14 protein-coding genes are annotated in these 17,382 nt (G+C 60.3%); 4 read left to right on the forward strand and 10 right to left on the reverse strand.

The genetic code is table 11. The features are described from left to right. The first annotated feature begins 68 nt into the window (after nucleotides 1-68). The 4 genes from trpD (at nucleotide 69) to HMPREF2749_RS02245 (ending at nucleotide 3,738) form a co-directional block, all read left to right on the forward strand. Nucleotides 69-1,142: an anthranilate phosphoribosyltransferase gene (gene trpD, locus HMPREF2749_RS02230; RefSeq protein WP_070593292.1), complete on the forward strand. Its 1,074-nt coding sequence runs from the start codon at nucleotides 69-71 to the stop codon at nucleotides 1,140-1,142. A gap of 529 nt (nucleotides 1,143-1,671) precedes the next feature. After that, the gene (locus tag HMPREF2749_RS02235; RefSeq protein ID WP_049353085.1) at nucleotides 1,672-2,121 is read left to right on the forward strand and encodes an NfeD family protein; all 450 of its coding nucleotides are present in this window, start codon (nucleotides 1,672-1,674) and stop codon (nucleotides 2,119-2,121) included. 93 nt (nucleotides 2,122-2,214) lie between these two features. Then, nucleotides 2,215-3,210, forward strand: a complete 996-nt coding sequence (locus HMPREF2749_RS02240; RefSeq protein ID WP_049349618.1) for an SPFH domain-containing protein — start codon at nucleotides 2,215-2,217, stop codon at nucleotides 3,208-3,210. A 189-nt stretch (nucleotides 3,211-3,399) separates the two neighbouring features. After that, nucleotides 3,400-3,738: an RNA polymerase-binding protein RbpA gene (locus HMPREF2749_RS02245; protein ID WP_005506034.1), complete on the forward strand. Its 339-nt coding sequence runs from the start codon at nucleotides 3,400-3,402 to the stop codon at nucleotides 3,736-3,738. A 238-nt stretch (nucleotides 3,739-3,976) separates the two neighbouring features. Here HMPREF2749_RS02245 and HMPREF2749_RS02250 read toward each other — a convergent pair whose 3' ends face one another. The 10 genes from HMPREF2749_RS02250 to HMPREF2749_RS02300 all read right to left on the reverse strand — a co-directional run bounded on the left by HMPREF2749_RS02250 (nucleotide 3,977) and on the right by HMPREF2749_RS02300 (nucleotide 17,210). Further along, a complete protein-coding gene (locus HMPREF2749_RS02250; RefSeq protein ID WP_049341224.1) occupies nucleotides 3,977-4,711 on the reverse strand; it encodes a polyprenol monophosphomannose synthase in 735 nt (244 codons plus the stop codon). A 134-nt stretch (nucleotides 4,712-4,845) separates the two neighbouring features. Further along, nucleotides 4,846-6,024 (reverse strand): amidohydrolase, encoded by a 1,179-nt coding sequence (locus HMPREF2749_RS02255; protein WP_049349616.1) that lies wholly within the window; start codon nucleotides 6,022-6,024, stop codon nucleotides 4,846-4,848. A gap of 243 nt (nucleotides 6,025-6,267) precedes the next feature. Then, nucleotides 6,268-9,336 carry a DEAD/DEAH box helicase gene (locus tag HMPREF2749_RS02260; RefSeq protein WP_070593294.1) on the reverse strand — a complete coding sequence of 1,023 codons (3,069 nt, stop codon included), beginning with the start codon at nucleotides 9,334-9,336 and terminating at the stop codon, nucleotides 6,268-6,270. Between the two features lie 268 nt (nucleotides 9,337-9,604). After that, entirely contained in the window at nucleotides 9,605-10,486 is an 882-nt protein-coding gene (tatC, locus tag HMPREF2749_RS02265; protein ID WP_005508665.1) for a twin-arginine translocase subunit TatC, read from the reverse strand. Between the two features lie 133 nt (nucleotides 10,487-10,619). After that, nucleotides 10,620-10,865 (reverse strand): Sec-independent protein translocase subunit TatA, encoded by a 246-nt coding sequence (gene tatA, locus HMPREF2749_RS02270; RefSeq protein ID WP_005506024.1) that lies wholly within the window; start codon nucleotides 10,863-10,865, stop codon nucleotides 10,620-10,622. Between the two features lie 437 nt (nucleotides 10,866-11,302). Continuing rightward, nucleotides 11,303-13,552, reverse strand: a complete 2,250-nt coding sequence (locus HMPREF2749_RS02280; RefSeq protein ID WP_070593296.1) for a WYL domain-containing transcriptional regulator — start codon at nucleotides 13,550-13,552, stop codon at nucleotides 11,303-11,305. A gap of 242 nt (nucleotides 13,553-13,794) precedes the next feature. Continuing rightward, the gene (locus tag HMPREF2749_RS02285; protein ID WP_049362378.1) at nucleotides 13,795-14,190 is read right to left on the reverse strand and encodes an FKBP-type peptidyl-prolyl cis-trans isomerase; all 396 of its coding nucleotides are present in this window, start codon (nucleotides 14,188-14,190) and stop codon (nucleotides 13,795-13,797) included. Nucleotides 14,191-14,304: 114 nt separating this feature from the next. Then, nucleotides 14,305-15,366, reverse strand: a complete 1,062-nt coding sequence (locus tag HMPREF2749_RS02290) for an FKBP-type peptidyl-prolyl cis-trans isomerase (protein WP_070593299.1) — start codon at nucleotides 15,364-15,366, stop codon at nucleotides 14,305-14,307. A 147-nt stretch (nucleotides 15,367-15,513) separates the two neighbouring features. After that, nucleotides 15,514-16,986 (reverse strand): Pup--protein ligase, encoded by a 1,473-nt coding sequence (gene pafA / locus HMPREF2749_RS02295; protein ID WP_070593301.1) that lies wholly within the window; start codon nucleotides 16,984-16,986, stop codon nucleotides 15,514-15,516. 29 nt (nucleotides 16,987-17,015) lie between these two features. Then, the gene (locus HMPREF2749_RS02300; RefSeq protein ID WP_005506016.1) at nucleotides 17,016-17,210 is read right to left on the reverse strand and encodes a ubiquitin-like protein Pup; all 195 of its coding nucleotides are present in this window, start codon (nucleotides 17,208-17,210) and stop codon (nucleotides 17,016-17,018) included. Between the last annotated feature and the right edge of the window lie 172 nt (nucleotides 17,211-17,382).

Here is a 17,382-nt window from a genome sequence, read left to right on the forward strand (position 1 = left end):
AATAAACCCCCGTCTCGCATACTGCACCCAACCATGCAGATACGCGGCGGGGGTTTTACACTTAACACATGACTACGCACGAAATCACCTGGAAATACATCCTCAACCAGCTCGTCAAACACCAAAACCTCACCGACACCGAAGTCGCCTGGGCAATGGACCAAATCATGACCGGCCAAACCGAACAGCCGATCCTCGCGTCCTTCCTCACCGCCCTCCACTCCAAAGGCGAAACTCCCGAAGAACTCGGCGCACTCGCAGCCGGAATGATTGCCAAAGCCGAAACCGTCGACATCGACCCCAACGCCGTAGACATCGTCGGCACCGGCGGCGACCAGCAAAACACCGTCAACATCTCCACCATGGCAGCCCTCGTCATCGCAGGCACCGGCGCAACCGTCGTCAAGCACGGCAACCGCGCCTCCACCTCCAAATCCGGCTCCGCAGACGTCCTCGAAGCCCTCGGAATCCGCCTCGACATGCCCATTCCCGCAGTCGCCGAATGCGCTCGCGAGACTGGCATCACCTTCCTGTTTGCCATGACCTTCCACCCGGCAATGCGCCACGTGGGCCCGACCCGCCGCCTGCTGGGCATTCCGACCGCATTCAACTACCTGGGCCCCATGACGAACCCGGCTCGCGTGAAGTCCTCGGCTATCGGCGTTGCGAACCCGGTCATGGCTGAGAAGATGGCTCACGTCTTCGCGGAGCGCGGCGATCACGCCCTGATTTTCCGCGGTGATGACGGCCTGGATGAGCTGACCATCGCCACCACGAGCCGCCTGTGGGAGGCTGTAGACGGCGAACTGACCGAGTACCGTTTTGACCCGACCGAGTACGGCCTGCAGAACGCGCCGCTGGAGCAGCTGCGAGGCGGCGACGCCGAGTACAACGCGGGTGTTTTCCGTGCCATTTTGGCGGGGGAGGGCGAGGCCCCGAAGAGCCCGCTGCGCGCCATTCACGACGCTGTGGTGATGAACGCTGCGGCTGGTCTGGTGGCGTACCGACCGGTCAATGGGGAGAGCTTTGAGACCCGTTTCACTCAGGCTTTGGCCGGTGCACGCGAATCCATTGCATCCGGTGCAGCAGAGCGAGTGCTCAACGCATGGGTAGAGTTCAGCGAAAAGCACGCAGAAGCGTAAAGCTCCAGAAATTGATGACAGGCACCCGAGACAAACAGAGCACACCGAAAGGTGTGGGGTCTCGGGTGTCTGTCGTTTAACGGAATGCGTTGAGGAGCCCGAAGGTTCGGGGCATGCGAGCGTGTGGCTGAGCGCCGAGGAAGACGCAAGGCGCACGGAGCGCAGAATAGCGGAGCTCAGAACCGCGGGTGGAACAGTGTAGTCGCACTGCGAGGAGCGCAGGTTTGACCCGTGCCAGCCTGAGCGTAGAAAGCACCGGTGAGCAGCCGGTGGGGTAGTGAAAAATAGGTCTACTTTACATAATGTATATTATCGGCTTTTTAGGGAGGTCTAGAATGAACTCAAGATTCCCCGTATCTAAATAAAGTCTTAACAGTTCATGTATTAACCTCACTCGGTCACCAGAACTGTCGCCAGCACTCAATCCACCTGAAATAATGGATATACCCCGCATCACGAAGGTGCCGTCGCCTCGTGTGCAGATCCAACATCAACCACGCCGGTTGATGTACACCAAAGGAGAAAACTCGTGGATTGGCTCTTTGAGACACCCTGGACACTCTGGGTTGCACTCGCCCTCGTTTTCGCCGTCATAGAAATGCTCAGCCTCGACCTGTTCTTTCTCATGCTGGCGATCAGTGCAGGCATCACTGCAGCAATATCACCCTTCGTGGATAACATGCTGATTCGAACCGTTATTTTCGTGGTGATCTGCCTGATTCTGGTCCTTGGTCTGCGCCCGCCGCTGCTGAAAAAGCTCAATAAATCAGCTACCGGCGCTGTTACTAATGCCGAAGCGCTCATTGGTGCTGAGGTGCGCGTCACTCAAGATGTGACTAGTGAAACCGGTTTGGTGGTACTAGCTGGCGACACCTGGACGGCGCGCACCGCCTCCGGAACACTCGTAGTAGGATCACACGCGAGGGTACGAGCCATTGAGGGTGCTACCGCAATCGTAGAGCCTCTCCCCCACGACTAAGACCAACAAACTAAGACCCATCTGAATACCGGCTCCAAAGCCAATTCAGATATTCCAAAAACACACCATATAACTCACCGATAAGGAGAAACAATGCCTATCAGCCTTATTCTGACGGTCCTACTCATCCTCTTCGTGCTGACGATGCTCGCAAAGACCGTGCGCGTCATCCCGCAGGGACGAGCCGGCATCGTCGAACGACTGGGCAAGTTCCACGCCGTTCTCAACCCCGGCCTGCACATCGTCATCCCCGTAGTTGACCGCGTGCTGCCCCTCATCGACCTGCGTGAACAGGTCGTTTCCTTCCCCTCGCAGTCCGTGATCACCGAAGATAACCTCGTGGTCGGCATCGACACCGTCGTGTACTTCCAGGTCACCGACCCGCGTTCTGCAACCTACGAAATCACCAACTACATTCGCGCCGTAGACGAGCTGACCAGCGCAACCCTGCGTAACGTCGTTGGTGGCCTGAACTTGGAGCAGACCCTCACCTCCCGCGACCAGATCAACGCCGAGCTGCGAGGCGTACTCGACTCCACCACCGGCCGCTGGGGCCTGCGCGTCTCCCGCGTGGACATCAAGGAAATCCAGCCCCCGGTGTCCATTCAGGACTCCATGGAGAAGCAGATGCGTGCAGAGCGTGACCGCCGCGCCGCAATCCTCACCGCAGAAGGCCAGAAGCAGTCCGACATTCTGACCGCAGAAGGTGAATCCCGCGCAGCCATCCTTCGTGCGGAGGGTGAAAAGCAGGCACAGATCCTTCGCGCAGAAGGTGACGCACAGTCCGCAATCCTGCGTGCAAACGGTGAAGCAGAAGCCGTGCAGAAGGTCTTCGCAGCAATCCACGAATCCAACCCCAGCCAGCAGCTGCTCACCTACCAGTACCTGCAGACCCTGCCCAAGCTCGCCGAAGGCGACGCCAACAAGCTCTGGTTCATCCCGACTGAACTCGGCGATGCACTGCGAGGCCTCGGCAACGCATTCGGCACCCTGCCCGCATCCGACCTGGCAGACGCACCGAAGAATCCCGCAGCGCAGGCGCCCAAGAGCGCACCGCAGGCACCCGGAAGCTACGGCATCAACGGCTAAACGCGAAATCTAACGCATAAAAAGGCGTGAATCACCAAAAATCACGCCGAATAAATACCACCACGCTGGGCGGGCGGAGACTATTACCGATATAATGGATGTTTTGTAAACGTTCGAGGGAATAGCTCTCCCCCGCCCAACGTTATGCCTAAAGCGCCAAAGAGCGCACCCGACGACACTGGAGGAAAAATGAGCGATCGTAGCCTGCGCGGTATGCGCCTGGGTTCCCAGTCGATGGAAACCGAATCGAACGTACAGCCCGCGCCCCGCCAGCGCGTCGAATACCGTACCGCTGACGGTGACCGCGTTTTCGTGACCTTCGCGGCAGAAGCAGAAATCCCCTCGGTATGGACCGCAAAGTCCGGCAAGGAAGCATACCTCGTCAACGGCGACTCCACCGCAGACGCCGAAGAAGAGAAGCCCGCACGTACCCACTGGGATATGCTCATGGAACGCCGCAGCATCGAAGAGCTGGAAAAGACTCTGGAAGACCGCCTAGAATACTACCGCAAGCACTACGCGCTCTAAAAGCGCCGTAGAGGCGCCGTAGAAACGCTGTAGAAGCCCGCGCTGTAAGAAGGGCCCGCTAAGCACCACTCGTGCTCTTAGCGGGCTTCTTGTTTTGGCGCTGGTTCCGTCGGTACATGAGCCAGGAAAGAGCGCTACAGACAGCATAAAAAGACCGGGGCGGATACGTTATGTATCCGCCCCGGTCTTTCGTTTAAAGCTCAGGCGCGAGAAGCGTCTGCGCAAAAAGCTACCGGGCTTACTTGCCCAGAGCCTTCTTCAGCTTCTGAATGCGGTTAGCCATACCCCAGCGAGTCACCTTAGACATGGAGTCAAAGATAATGTTGCCGTCCATCTTCGAAGCGCCAATCTCACGCTCAACGAAGGTAATCGGAACCTCAACAATCTTCAGGCCAGCCTGCTCAGAACGCCACGCCAGATCAACCTGGAACACGTAGCCCTTCGAGTCGATGCCCTCAAGGTTCAGGCGCTGCAGAGCGTCACGACGGTACGCACGGAAACCAGCGGTAATGTCCTTAATGGAGGTGCCCAGAATCAGGCGGGTGTACAGGTTAGCACCGCGAGAGAGAATCTGGCGGTGAGCCGGCCAGTTCTTGGTCTTGCCGCCGGGAACGTAACGCGAACCAATAGCCAGGTCAGCGCCCGCCTCCACAGCACGAACCAGAGAAGGAAGCTGCTCAGGCTGGTGCGAGCAGTCAGCGTCCATCTCAATCAGAACGTCGTAGCCTGCCTCAAGGCCCCAATCGAAGCCAGCGAGGTATGCGCCACCCAGACCGTCCTTAACGGTGCGGTGCAGAACGTGAATCTGGGAATCCTTAGCCGACAGCTCATCAGCAATCTGACCGGTACCGTCGGGGCTGTTATCATCCACCACGAGAATATCCACCTCGGGAGCTGCCTTGCGAAGACGCTCTACCACGATGGGCAGGTTCTCCTTCTCGTTATACGTCGGGATGACAGTTAGAACGCGCATATTACTCCCTCACAGGTGCATATAAAACAGGCAGTGTAGGTATCCAGTATACCGGGTAAATATTTGAGCAACTGAACCATTGGCGGCCTCCACTGCTCCTAAACTGCCTAAAAAGGTGTTGACAAGCTAAAAAATTAGTTACTTTCAGTGTAAATAGATTCCAGAATGGGCAGAGTCGAATCCTCCTCCAGCGCCGGAAGCAACGGAATGCGAGCGCGGGGGTCGGTGCTCCACGATGCTACGCGGGAGTCGGGTGCCTGGACCATGAGGGCTTCGACGCGCCACTGTGCTACGTATGCGGGGGTGTCGGGGGTTAGCTGGCCGGTGAAGGGGTTTTCTTCGTGTGCTAGGCGGTAGACGCCGCGGGTGAGGGCGGCGAAGGCGCTGCGTGCGGAGATGCCGTGTTCGTCGTTGACGAGTTCGCGGATGAGGGACCAGGCGCCGGGTGCGTAGAGTTTGGCGTCGGAGCCGAGGGCGATGGAGGTGCCGGCTGCGTTTGCGCGGCGTGCGACGGATGCCACAGATTCACGTGCTTCTCCCCCGGCGTGTGCGAGGAGTGCCTGGACGGTGTCGTTGTTGGCTTCGTCTTCTTCGGGTTCGCAGACGCTGAGGCCGAGGTTGATGCGTGCTTCTGCCAGTTTGGTGAGGTATTCGTCGGTGATGGGGTCTTGCGGGGTGCTGATTGCTGCGTCGAGGCGGATGGGCAGCCAGGGGCGGTTTTCGCGTACGGCGAGTGCGGCATCGGCTGCGGTGGTGAAGCCGGTGGATGCGTCGATGGAGAGCAGGAGTGCGGCGTCTTCGGCTACCTGTGCTGCTGCGGGTGCCTCTTCGGGTGTGACAGAGATGCCGACCAGTTGCAGGCCCTTGATGGCGCGTTCGCCTTCGGTGAGGGGGCGTAGTGCTTTGATGGCGCTGATCAGTTCGTCGGTCTCAATGCCGGTGGCGTTGAGGATGAGACGGATGTCGGGTGTGCCGTGTTCGGCGCTGTAGTAGCTGAGTGTGGAGACGAGGTCGGGGACGTCTTCCATGCCGGCGAGTAGGGTGTGCGTGTGGTAGCCGGCTGCGCGGTATGCCTGCAGGTAGTCGAGGATTTCGGGTGCTTCTTTGCCTGCTACCGGTGCCAGTGCGCGCGCGAAGGCGGGGGTTAGTAGGGCGCCGTCAAGTTCGGTGATGGTGGCTGATTCGTCGGCAATTGAACGCGCCCCGGAGTCGGAACCAACCCAGCGGACGAAGCCGTCTTCGACGAGCATTGCGGTTGCGTACGGGTCGACGGGGCTGTACACGCTACCATCTACGAAAATACGGGTAGACATTAGATTCCTTTCACCTTTGAGGCGCGCCGAGGCGCACACGAGGGCGGGCACTTCAATTGTGCTCGCGTAGCTTAGCTGAGCGTCTCATTTGAGTATAGAAGCACCCCCGCTGCCTGCGATAGTTCGTTCGTCCTTAGATGAGGCGGAACTTAGATGATGTAGAACAATGCACAGTAGCGGGGGTGGTGGCCCGAACTGGTCGGGCGCGGTGTAGCACTATGTACGGTGTAGCTAAGGCGCGGGCTAGACGTCCAGGGCGACTACGCCGCGGCGTACCGCCTCAATCGCTTCTTCACAGCGGGCTCGAATGACCGGGTCCAGTGAGCGGATGTGCGCGATTTGGTCCAGGGCGTCCAGTACCTGCTTTGCCCAACGTACGAAGTCGCCGGCGGCAAGGCCGGTGTCCTCGATTGCCTTTGCGAGGTGCGCGCCGTTCGCCCAGGCGTACATGGGTTCAACCAGGCCGAAGTCGCATGCGGGGGTCGGGTTGACCTTGAACTGTTCCTCGGCTGCGTTCAGGTCGGCGAGGCGCTGCGTAATCGTCGCGATGGGTGCGCGCAGGGACGGGTGCGGGTAGTGAGCCAGGTATTCCACCGCGTCGCGCTTGCCCTGGTAGGTCAGCGCGGCAACGGTTGCCGCGATGGCGGCGGGTTCCAGTCCGTCGAGGAAGTGCGCGTCCAGGCACAGGGCGGTCAGTAGGTCACGCTCGCCGTAGATGCGGCGTAGAGCCTGTCCGCCGGTGGTTAGCGATAGTTCGTTATCCTCGGTGCGTTCGACGTAGCCGTAGCTCTCCAGCAGACGCGCAATGCGGTTGAAGACCTGAGCGATCGTGTTGGTGCGGCGGGCAATCTGACGGCGCAACCCTTCGGTTTCAGAGTTGAGCTTCTGCCAGCGTTCAGCCCAACGCATGTGGTTTGCACGGTCGGAGCAGCCGTGGCACGGGTGGTTACGCAGCTGAGCCTGCAGAGCCTCCAGCTGCGCGTCGATGCTGTTTTGGCGTGCAGGGATGTTCTGCTGTGCGAGCGCACGCGGGGCGCGGCCGTCGTAGAGCGCCTGACGCATGCGGCTTGCGGTGTCGCGGCGTTCCTTGGGGGTTTTGAGGCTCAGTCGCTTGGGGATTTTGATGCGTGAGACCGGTTCGACGGCGCCTTCGAAGTCGCGGGTTGAGGCGGTGCGCTGGTGTGCGTCCTCGGTAAGGATGCCGATGCGCGGGTCGGCGTGCGAGTCGGAGCGGGTGATGACGACTGCGTAGCCGCGGGAGCGGCCGTGCGGAATGTAGATGATGTCGCCGGGTAGTAGCTGCTGGATGCTGTGGTGTGCCTGCGCGCGGGCGTGGCGTTCGTTGCTCTTGGACGCTTTCTTTTCCAGTTCGGCGATGTGGCGGCTGAGCTGGACGTATTCGGTGAAGTCGCCCAGGTGGCATGCCATTGCTTCGCGGTAGCCTTCTAGGGCGTTTTCGTTTTTGCGTACGCGGGAGGCGACGCCGACGACCGACTTGTCTGCTTGGAACTGTGCGAAGGAGGATTCCAGGATTTTGCGGGTGCGTTCGGCGCCGTAGGAGGCGATGAGGTTTGCCGCCATGTTGTAGGTGGGGCGGAATGAGGAGTTCAGCGGGTAGGTGCGGGTTGAGGCGAGGGTCGCCACGTGCTCCGGGGACATGCCGGGGCGCCACATGACGACGGCGTGGCCTTCGATGTCGATGCCGCGGCGGCCTGCGCGTCCGGTCAGCTGGGTGTACTCGCCGGGGGTGATGTCCACGTGGGATTCGCCGTTGTACTTGGTGAGCTTTTCCAGGATGACGGTGCGGGCGGGCATGTTGATGCCCAGCGCGAGGGTTTCGGTGGCGAAGACCAGCTTAATCAGGCCCTGGGCGAAGAGGGTTTCGACGACCTCCTTGAATAGGGGTAGTAGGCCGGCGTGGTGCGCGGCGATACCGCGAATCAGGCCGTCACGCCATTCGTAGTAGCCGAGGGTGTTCAGGTCGCGGGTGTCCAGGTGAGCGGTCGCTTCCGCAATGTAGGCGCGGATGGTCTGCTGCTGTTCGGGGGTGGTCAGCGTAATATCGGCGGATACGCAGTGGCTGACCGCGCCGTCGCAACCGGCACGGGAGAAGATAAAGCAGATTGCGGGCAGCAGGCCCTGTTTGTCGAGGGCGCGCACCATCTCCGGGCGGGTAATGCGCTGCGGGCGCAGAGGCTTCTGCTCACCGCGCGCATCAAAGTCCCGGTCGTTACTGAAACGATCGTTGCTGAAACGGTCACGACGGTTCGAGCGGCCGCGCTCGCCGCTGCTGAACGTCTCATTGAGCCAGCCTTCACGGCGGTGACGGAAACGCTCACGCTTGCCGCCGTAGCGTCCACGGCCCGGCGCGGAACGGAAGCCGGGGCGTAACGCCTTCAGCTGCGGGTTCAGACGCAGACCGGCAAGCAGTGGGTTGGCGCCCGCCTCCACGGTTGCGCCACGCTGCTTAGCTTTCTGTGCCTTCTTCGCCTGCTTGCGGGAGAGCTTCTCCTCCGGCTCCTGGTTCTTGCCCTGGGTGTGGTTTTTGCCCTGCGCGGAGTTGTCTTCGGGTACGAACAGGTCCACCACGCGGTGACCGACCATCATGTGCTGCCACAGGGGCACCGGGCGGTGCTCGGAAACGATAATGTCCGTGCCGCCGCGCACCGTATCCAGCCACGCGCCGAACTCCTCAACGTTCGACACCGTAGCCGACAGGGAAATGACGTTCACATGCTCGGGAAGGTGAATAATCGCCTCTTCCCACACCGCGCCACGGAAACGGTCCGCCAGGTAGTGCACCTCATCCATGACCACATAGCCCAGGCCGGTCAGCGTGGTCGAGTTGGCGTAGAGCATGTTGCGTAGCACCTCGGTGGTCATCACGACCACGGGTGCTTCCGTGTTAATGCTCGTATCGCCGGTGAGCAGACCCACGTAATCCTCACCGTACGCGCGCACAAAGTCGTGGTACTTCTGGTTGCTCAGCGCCTTAATGGGGGTCGTGTAGAACGCCTTCATGCCGCGGCGCAACGCCAGGTAGATACCGAACTCACCCACAATGGTCTTACCGGCACCGGTAGGCGCGGCAACGAGGACGGAGCGGTCCGCCTCCACGGCGGCACACGCCTGACGCTGAAAATCATCCAGCGGAAAATCAAGGGACGCCTCAAAAGCCCCCAGGGCGGTCTTCGCGTATGCGGCGCGCTCTCGGGATGCGGCGTAGGCGGCAGCGTAGTCGGTGCCGGTCTGCTCGTTAGAAGCGGTAGAAGTGTGTGCGTCAGAAGTGTGCTGTGCGTGGTGCTTGCTCATAGTATGTCCAGTGTAACCGCTCGCCCACCGCCCACCTTCCGAAAGCATCCTGCATGGGCACTAATCCGGTACGGGCGAACAGCGAGCGCATCGGCGGCACAGTTTCGGCGCAATATACGCTGCGTTTCTGCGGGGACGTACCGGCGGGCGTTGTAAAAATTCGTCTGTACGCCTCGAGACCCTTTTGTGGAATATGCGAAAGGGGCGGGGTACAGGTTCTCTGTACCCCGCCCCTTTCGGTTAGGTTGCTCAAAGCGAGCTATTCAATTTAGGAAGTCTTCTCGTCCTCGAAGTAACCCATCTTCGCCAGGTCTTCGGCGCTGGTTGCGGTGTTCAGGCTTGCTTCGTCTGCACCCTGCGCCAGCTTTGCGAGCTTGCGGTCGCGGCGCTTGTCGTTAATCATGCAGATGAGGATTGCTGCGAAGAAGAAAATCAGCAGCGGCGCCATGAGCACGAACATCATCATGATGTCGCTACCGGGTGCAGTCAGCGCTGCGATAACTGCAACGAGCACAACAACCCAGCGCCAAGACTTCAGGATGGTCTTACCGCGAATCAGGCCCAGCATGTTAATGCCGACCAGGATCACCGGGATGATGAAGGCGCAAGAGAACGTCACAACGAACTTCAGGATGAAGGAGATGTACACGCCCGCGTCAATGTAGTTACTTTCGTTGACGGGGGTGAACTTCAGCAGCGCGTAGACCACGCCGGGGAGGGTGAAGTACGAAATAGCGACACCGCAGGCAAACGCGAAAATAGATGCGGTGAGGAAGCCGAAGAGATACTTCTTCTCCTTGGTGTGCAGCGCCGGCAGCAGGAATCGCAGCGCCTGGTAGAGCCAGACGGGAGAGGCGATCACCAAGCCGATGTACATACCGACCTTCAGCAGCTGGTCGAAAGGAGATGCGACGCTACCGTAGTTCAGGTTTGCGTTGCGGCCGGTTTCTGCGTTGATCTGCTGCAGGGGCGCAGAGATCATTTCAATGAAAGGCTGGTAGAGGAAGACCGTACCGATGATGGCTGCGATGATGGTTGCGATAGCCGCTTTGATGAGGCGGTCGCGGAATTCGCGCAGGTGTTCCTTGAGTTCCATGCGTGCTTCAGGATTGATTTTGCGGTTGCGCACGTCCTGGTCAGGTGTTGCCACGTGGTGTCCTCTGGGTGTCGGTGCCGTGTGTGATTCGGCTGAGGGGGTCTGGTGGGGTGTTTATGGGGTGGTGCCGCAAAACCCGTGCCGGCCGGTGGGCTGGCACGGGTTTGGTGCGTCGGTGGCGGGACCGTTACTTGGTTTCGGTCTTGCCGTCCTTGCCGTTGTCTACGACCTCAGCGGTGACGACCTCTTCGCCGTCCTTCTCGCGGGGGTCCTTCTTGGAGTCGTTCTTCAGGCCCTCAACTTCGGTCTTGAAGATGCGCATGGACTGGCCGAGGCTGCGTGCCATACCGGGCAGCTTGGGTGCGCCGAAGAGGAGGACGATGAGGAGGATAACGACGATGATGGTCGCGGGGTGGCTGAAAATCTGGCCCATGGTGGTGTGCCTTTCTGTTAGAGCAGGTCTCCGATGTTTTGAGGTTGGCCGAGTCGATCTCGTCGGGAGACCCGTCGCTTGATCCGCTCAGACCTGCGTGTCTGCTTACCTTGTTCGTAGTTATTGTATGCCTCGGTGATGGGTGTGAATACCCCGAGGGTGGTGTCTCGCGGGAGTTTTCGGCTTGCGTTCGCTTGCGCTGCGTCGAATTGTCCCTCGATTGACTCGACCCAGGTTACGGTTTCGTCAAGGAGTGTGAAACCGCGAGTGAGTGCTTTGTAGGTGAACCATGCCAAATAGAGGAGCGAGCAGATGATGAGCGCGCCCCATAGCAAAATCCAGAACCACCAAGACATGAGCACCATTATACAAGTTTTAGGTTAATGTTTTGGCCCCTTAGATGGGTTTTTAGGGCGTTTTTGCTTGTGGGTGAAGTTCTATTTTTCTGCGGGCGCACCCCGGCGGCTACTCGCTTTGAGGGTTTGCAACTGGTCAAGCAGCGCCGCGCGCAGGTGCGCAGGACCGACCAGTTCGAGGGCACCTCGGTGCGCGATGACAGTGTCGAGAATGTTCTTATCGCCGGCACCGTGGGCGTTGTTGTAGTAGTGGATGCGCACGTACTGGGTGCGTGAAGCCTTCTTCACGTGGTGGGTGCTGCGGCGCATGTACGTTGCGGTGAGAGTATCGAGCGGTTCACCGCTGGGAATATGCTCGGTCGGGTGAATCCGCAACTCAGCGAACGGGTTGGTCTGAGTGCTGTGCTGCTGCGCGTGCCAGTTTGGCACGGTGTCACCGGTGACCGGGTGGGTGCGACCCGCGCCCGCCTCCTGAATGTGGTTGATGCGGGTGAGGCGGAAGTTGCGCCAGAAAGTGGGTTCCTTCTCCCCCGCCTCACTGTCGGCACTGTTCGCTGCCTCGCCGGTGGCTGCGTGAGCAAAAGCCTCAGGTACCTGCGCGGGTACCTCTTCACCGCGCGCCGCATAGTAGCGTTCCTCAGCGGTACGGCACCACGCATGCAGGTACATGTGGTCGCGGTGCAACACCAGCGCATACGGATCCACCAGACGATCCGCGGCACGCTCAGAGGTACCGTAACCAATGGTCACGGCGTTGCCGCTGCTCAGGGCGGCAGTCGCCTCCTGCAGCAGAGGCTCCTCCGGGGCGAAGCACAGGTGCTGCGCATAGACAGGCGCGTTCGGGTACGCGGCGGCGAGCGCCGCACGGATACTGCCCAGACGCGCATCCGCTGGGTGCAGAATATCTGCAGCAGAGAGGGTAAAGACGAGAATGGCGAGTTCAGTGTCAGTAAGGCGCGCGTAGTTCAGCAGCGTGTTCGGGGTGGCACCGCCAAAGTCCGGCAGCAGGTTAATGTAGCTGGGCTTGAGGGCGTCCGGGTCCTTGGGGTCAGAATCGAAGGGAACGGTATCTACCTGCGCGAAAATCTCGGGGATGATAGTTTTGCCGAGGTCGCGGTTTTTCTCGGTGTCCACGCTGTAGAGGGCGTTGAGCTGATTCAAAGGCATGGGCTCTTCACCATGGGCACTCGCCCAGCGGTCGGCACGATGCAGACCCAGAACCAGGTCGACGAGGGCGTCGAGGACGTTATTACGGTTACGCTGGTCAATCTTACTCCACGTACCGGGGTCCTCGACTGCGCCACTGTGCAGGTCGGTGAGGGTACGCAGCAGCAGCTGCTGGGCGGCGTAGCTGTCACGCTGGCGGGTAGATGCAGCCTCCGATTCCTCGGGCGGCTCAATCACGCAGCTGTAGCTGGTCGCCGCCACGGCGCTATCAATCGTGCCGTACGAGGGCACGGTGAAGGGATCCGACAGCGTGGAATCGGCGCTGACCTCCACGACGGACAGGTACTCTTCGTAGCCCTTAATGTCTTCAAGCCAGTTCTTGGCGTTAAACGTCGCATTGATGGGGGTCGAATCAATACGCGAAAGCATCGTGAGCTTCTGAATACGGCTGGCACGGAACGTGTACTCCTTACGCTCCGAGCTCTCAGTGTAGTAGCCGACAAAATACCAGGTGCCGTAACGGTACCCAATACCGGCAACACTGACCTTCTCCTGCACGCGGGTCGCACCGGCAGCCGTCTGATAGGTGAACGTGACCGTCTTACGCTCCGCATAGGCGGTGAACAGCTCATTCAGGTGCGGGTTATCGCTAAAGTAAATACGCTGAAGAGGCTCGCGGTAGGTGTACAGGTTCTTCGCGCGCTGACGCTTGCCGGTCTTCGGCTCCAGGATCTTCGCGGCGGCGAGCGCCTCATCGGTGAGGTTCTCGCTGGTCAGCGCAATCTTACGCAGGATGCGGTAGGCGTCATCCTGCAGTTCGGTGCCTTCCCAGCCGCGCAGGATGGTGTTGATGAGGCGGAACTCCTCAGCGGTGGGGTTCCATGCGGGTAGCTTAGCTGCGTCGCTGGGTTCGAGGCGGTAGCGCTCCCCCAGGTCAGTGGTCACGTGGGTGATGCGCGCGCCGGCATCACGCAGGGTCTGCTTGGCTCGTTCAAAGGCGCGTTCCTGGGCCTCGCTGAGGGAGCCGTTAGCGCGCGTGCTAATACCGAGCAGGGTCAGTAGCTCGTTGCGGCTGATGCCCTGGGTTCGGGTTGCGGCATCGGGTGCCTCGGCGGCGGTGGAGAGGCGGTGAAGAGTCATGTAAAGCTGGGCTGCGGTGGACATGATTCCATCATACCGTGTGTGTTCCGCGGCACTTACTTGCGTGTGGGGTGGCTGCGAGAAGAATGCGCGGGTATAAAATTTCGCGGACGCGCCGATAGCCCAGTACAAAAAAGCCCAGTACAAAAACTTGATACACAAAAGCCCGGCGCCCCTCCCACAATCGGGAGAAAGCACCGGGCTGCGCGTCTCTGCGCGTCTTACGTGAGAAGCGCGAAAAACGTGAGAACCTTACCGGCTAGTCCTTAGCGGACGTCCAGCAGGTCCACCACGAAAATCAGGGCCTCGCCGGGCTTAATGACCGAACCTGCGCCGCGGTCACCGTACGCCATGTCGGCGGGAATCTCCAGGCGACGACGGCCGCCGACCTTCATGCCGAGCAGACCCTCATCCCAGCCGCGGATAACCTGGCCAACGCCCACCTGGAACGGCAGCGGCTCGCCACGGTTCCAGGACGCGTCAAACTCTTCACCGGTGGAGAATGCCACACCAACGTAGTGGGTGAGCACGCGGGAGCCGGGAACAACCTCAGCGCCTGCACCCTCGATCAGGTCGGTGATGACCAGCTCGGTGGGGGCGTCGCCCTCGGGGAAATCGATTTCGGGCTTTTCGCGGTCGAGGTTACGCTGACCGAAAGACATGGGTGTCTCCTTTGATTGGTTCGAAATGAATCGAAATAGTGGGTGCGCTCGCCGCCCATACAGGATAAGCGGCGAGCGCTGTATAAAACACTATATAAAAATGTGGTTGCCGGGCTACTGTGCGGTAGCCGAAGCGGTAGCCGCCGGGGTCGCAGTCGCAGAAGCCTCAGCGGTTGCCGAAGCGGACGCCTCCGCAGCAGCTGCGCTAGAAGCCGCCTGAGCACGCTGCAGGGTCTGCGGGTTCTCCTCCGCGCCCAGAATATCAACAACGAACACCAGAGTGCCCGAAGGCTTGGAACCGCCGGTGTCGTTACCGTACGCCAAATCCGCCGGGATGACTAGCTCAACGCGGGAGCCGACCTTCTTGCCCTTCAGACCCTGAGTCCAGCCCTTGATAACGCCCTGCAGGGAGAGGCCCATCGGGGTGGAAGCGTCATAGTTGCCGTCGAAGACCTTACCGTCGGAGTACTGCACGCCAATGTAACGCACGTACACGGTATCGGTTTCCTTGACCTCGGCGCCCTCGCCCTCAATGAGGTTCTTCGAGACGAGCTCAGTGTATTCCTGCTTGGTGTCGGGCAGCTTAATATCAGCCTTGCCGGTGGACTCATCCAGAGTGAAGGACGGCAGCGACGGGTCAGCCTCAACAGCCTTACCGGTTGCGTACTTGGGCAGCTTCGTCTTCACGGTGTACACCTCAACGTTAGTTGCGGCACCGGGCGAAGCGGTCGTAGTGGTCACGCCCGCGGTGCTACGCTGCTGCAGAACGTTGGTGGTGTACGAGAAAGAACCGCCAACCTTAATCTTCTTCAGGGTTTCGTACACCTGCGGTGCAGCCTGCTTCAGCTGATCGTTAATCGGCAGCAGAATCGGCTCGCTGGAGTAAGTGGAACCGTTAAGCTTGCCGTCGGTGCCGTTGAACACGGCAGCCTCAACGAGCACGTAGTCACCATCGTTGATGGAGTCGCCGTTACCTTCCTCAATCACGTACGCGGAGGGGCTAGAAGCGGCGAAGGGAGTCGCGAAGGACGCCTCAGGCGCAGCGGTCGCGTTCTTCAAGGTGTACTGCACCTTGGACAAATCGCCATTGCTGGACTGTGCGCCACATGCGGACAGTGCGAGCGCGAGAGCTGCCGCGCTGGCACCGAAAATAGTGAGCTTAGAGCGTTTGGTCATAGTGTTATCCTCTGGGGTTTTCTGTGAGAGTGGGGCGTGTGAGTGCCCGTGTGCCACAGAACAGTTTACAGGTATGGGTTTAGCTGTTTTATGCTACGGCACGTAGCTGTGTTCAGGCTGTGTCGCGGCGCGGGGTGAGCTGGGGTTTTAGCAGGGCGGCGGGAATGCCGCCTCCTGATGCTGACGCGCCTTAGACGCCAACAGGCTTAGCACCTCCTCCAGCTCCTCGCTGCCAGTAGCAAACGGGTCCTTACACACCAGCGTGTGCTGCGGGTAGGCGTTGAGCTTCAAGTGCACCCAATCCACGGTGAACTGCTCCCCCGCCGCAACCGCCGCGTTAATGAAACGCGAACGCTGCAGAGCGCGAGTGTTCGGCGGCTGAGTCTTCGCCGCCTCCGCAGCACCCTCGGGCAGGATGCGCTTGACCGCACCGCGACGAACCAGCGCGTGGAAGACGCTACGCTCCGGGTCGATATCGTGGTACGCCAAATCCAGCTGACGGATGCGGGCGCTCGCATAATCGGCAGGCTGACCGGCCGCGCGGGCGCGGGCAATATACGCATCCAGAAGCTTCTTCTTAATCGCCCAGTCAATCTCAGTATCAATGCTGCTGTAGTCGCCGGACTCGATAGCGTCCAGGGTGCGCTGCCACAGGTCCAGGGCGTATTCCACGTGGTGGTGGTGCGCGCCGTACTGCTGCACGTACTGGCGTGCCGCATCCAGGTAGTGACGCTGAACGCTCAACGCCGTGTAGTGCTTACCATCGGTGGTTTCGAAGGTCGCGGTGCCGGTCAGATCGTGGCTGATAGCGCGCAGAGCCGCAGGAACAGACACAATATCCAGGCTCGTCACCGGGAAACGGTCCTCCAGCATGCGCAGCACCAGGTCGGTGCTGGCAATCTTCAGCAGCACGGTCGGCTCCGCCATGTTCGAATCACCATTAATGACGTGCATGCGGCGGAACTTCGACGCGTCCGCATGCGGCTCATCGCGGGTGTTAATGAGCGGGCGAGCGCGCGAGGTCGAGGTGGACGCCGCCTCCCAAATATGGTCGGCACGCTGCGAGAACGAATACGAAGGCACACCCGTGCTGGACGCCGGGTCGGTCGAACCGGGCACCGGGCCGCCGTTCGGGTGGGTCTTACCGGCACCGACCAGAATCTGGCGGGTCACCAGGAACGGCACGAGCTGGGCAATCAGGTCGTTGAACTGCAGTTTGCGGCTGATCAGGTAGTTCTCGTGGCTGCCGTAGGAGTTGCCCGCCGAATCCACATTGTTCTTGAACAGGTACAGTTCGCCATCGAGGGGGCGGCCCTCGGAACCGGCGAGCAGGCGCTTGCGGGCGGTACGCGCCAGATCAGCGAAGAGCAGCTCGCCGGCGCGTTCCTGCGCGAGCAGTTCGTCAATGCTGCCGCATTCGGCGGAGGCGTACTCGGGGTGCGAACCCACGTCAAGGTAGAGCCTACCGCCGTTGGGCAGGAAGACGTTCGTTGAACGCCACTGATCCAGGACGGGCTTGAAAAGGGCGGCGGCGGACTCTTCGATGCTCAGCCGACCGAGCCCGTGCGGGACGTAGCTGAGCCCGAATTCGCTTTCAATGCCGAAAATACGGTGTTCCATGATGCTGACCCGGCGCGCAGGTGCGCCGGTTACTCGCCGCCCTTCTGGACGAAGCCGGTGACGAAGTCTTCAGCGTTCTCAGCGAGCAGGCCGTCAATTTCGTCGAGCAGGTCGTCGACCTCGCTCACGTCAGAGACAACGTGGGAGGCGGCGAGGGTCAGTTCCTGCTCCTGCTCGGCTGCGGTGGTTTCGGTCTGCTGTGCGCTGATGCGTTCGCGGCTCATGGTTCTCTCCTCAAGGGGTTTGCGGTTGTGGACAAATAAGTTTTTAGTGGGGTCGGGTGCGGGGTGTAAGGGTTTTGGTACCCGGATTCTCCTGCACCCTACCTGTGGGTTATGTGGTTTTTACTCTTCCGAATGGGGGTATTCACCCCGGGGAAGAATATGAGTTTATGTG

Origin of the sequence: Rothia sp. HMSC075F09, from assembly GCF_001810515.1 — a bacterium.
In the GTDB taxonomy this organism is placed as follows: Bacteria; Actinomycetota; Actinomycetes; order Actinomycetales; family Micrococcaceae; genus Rothia.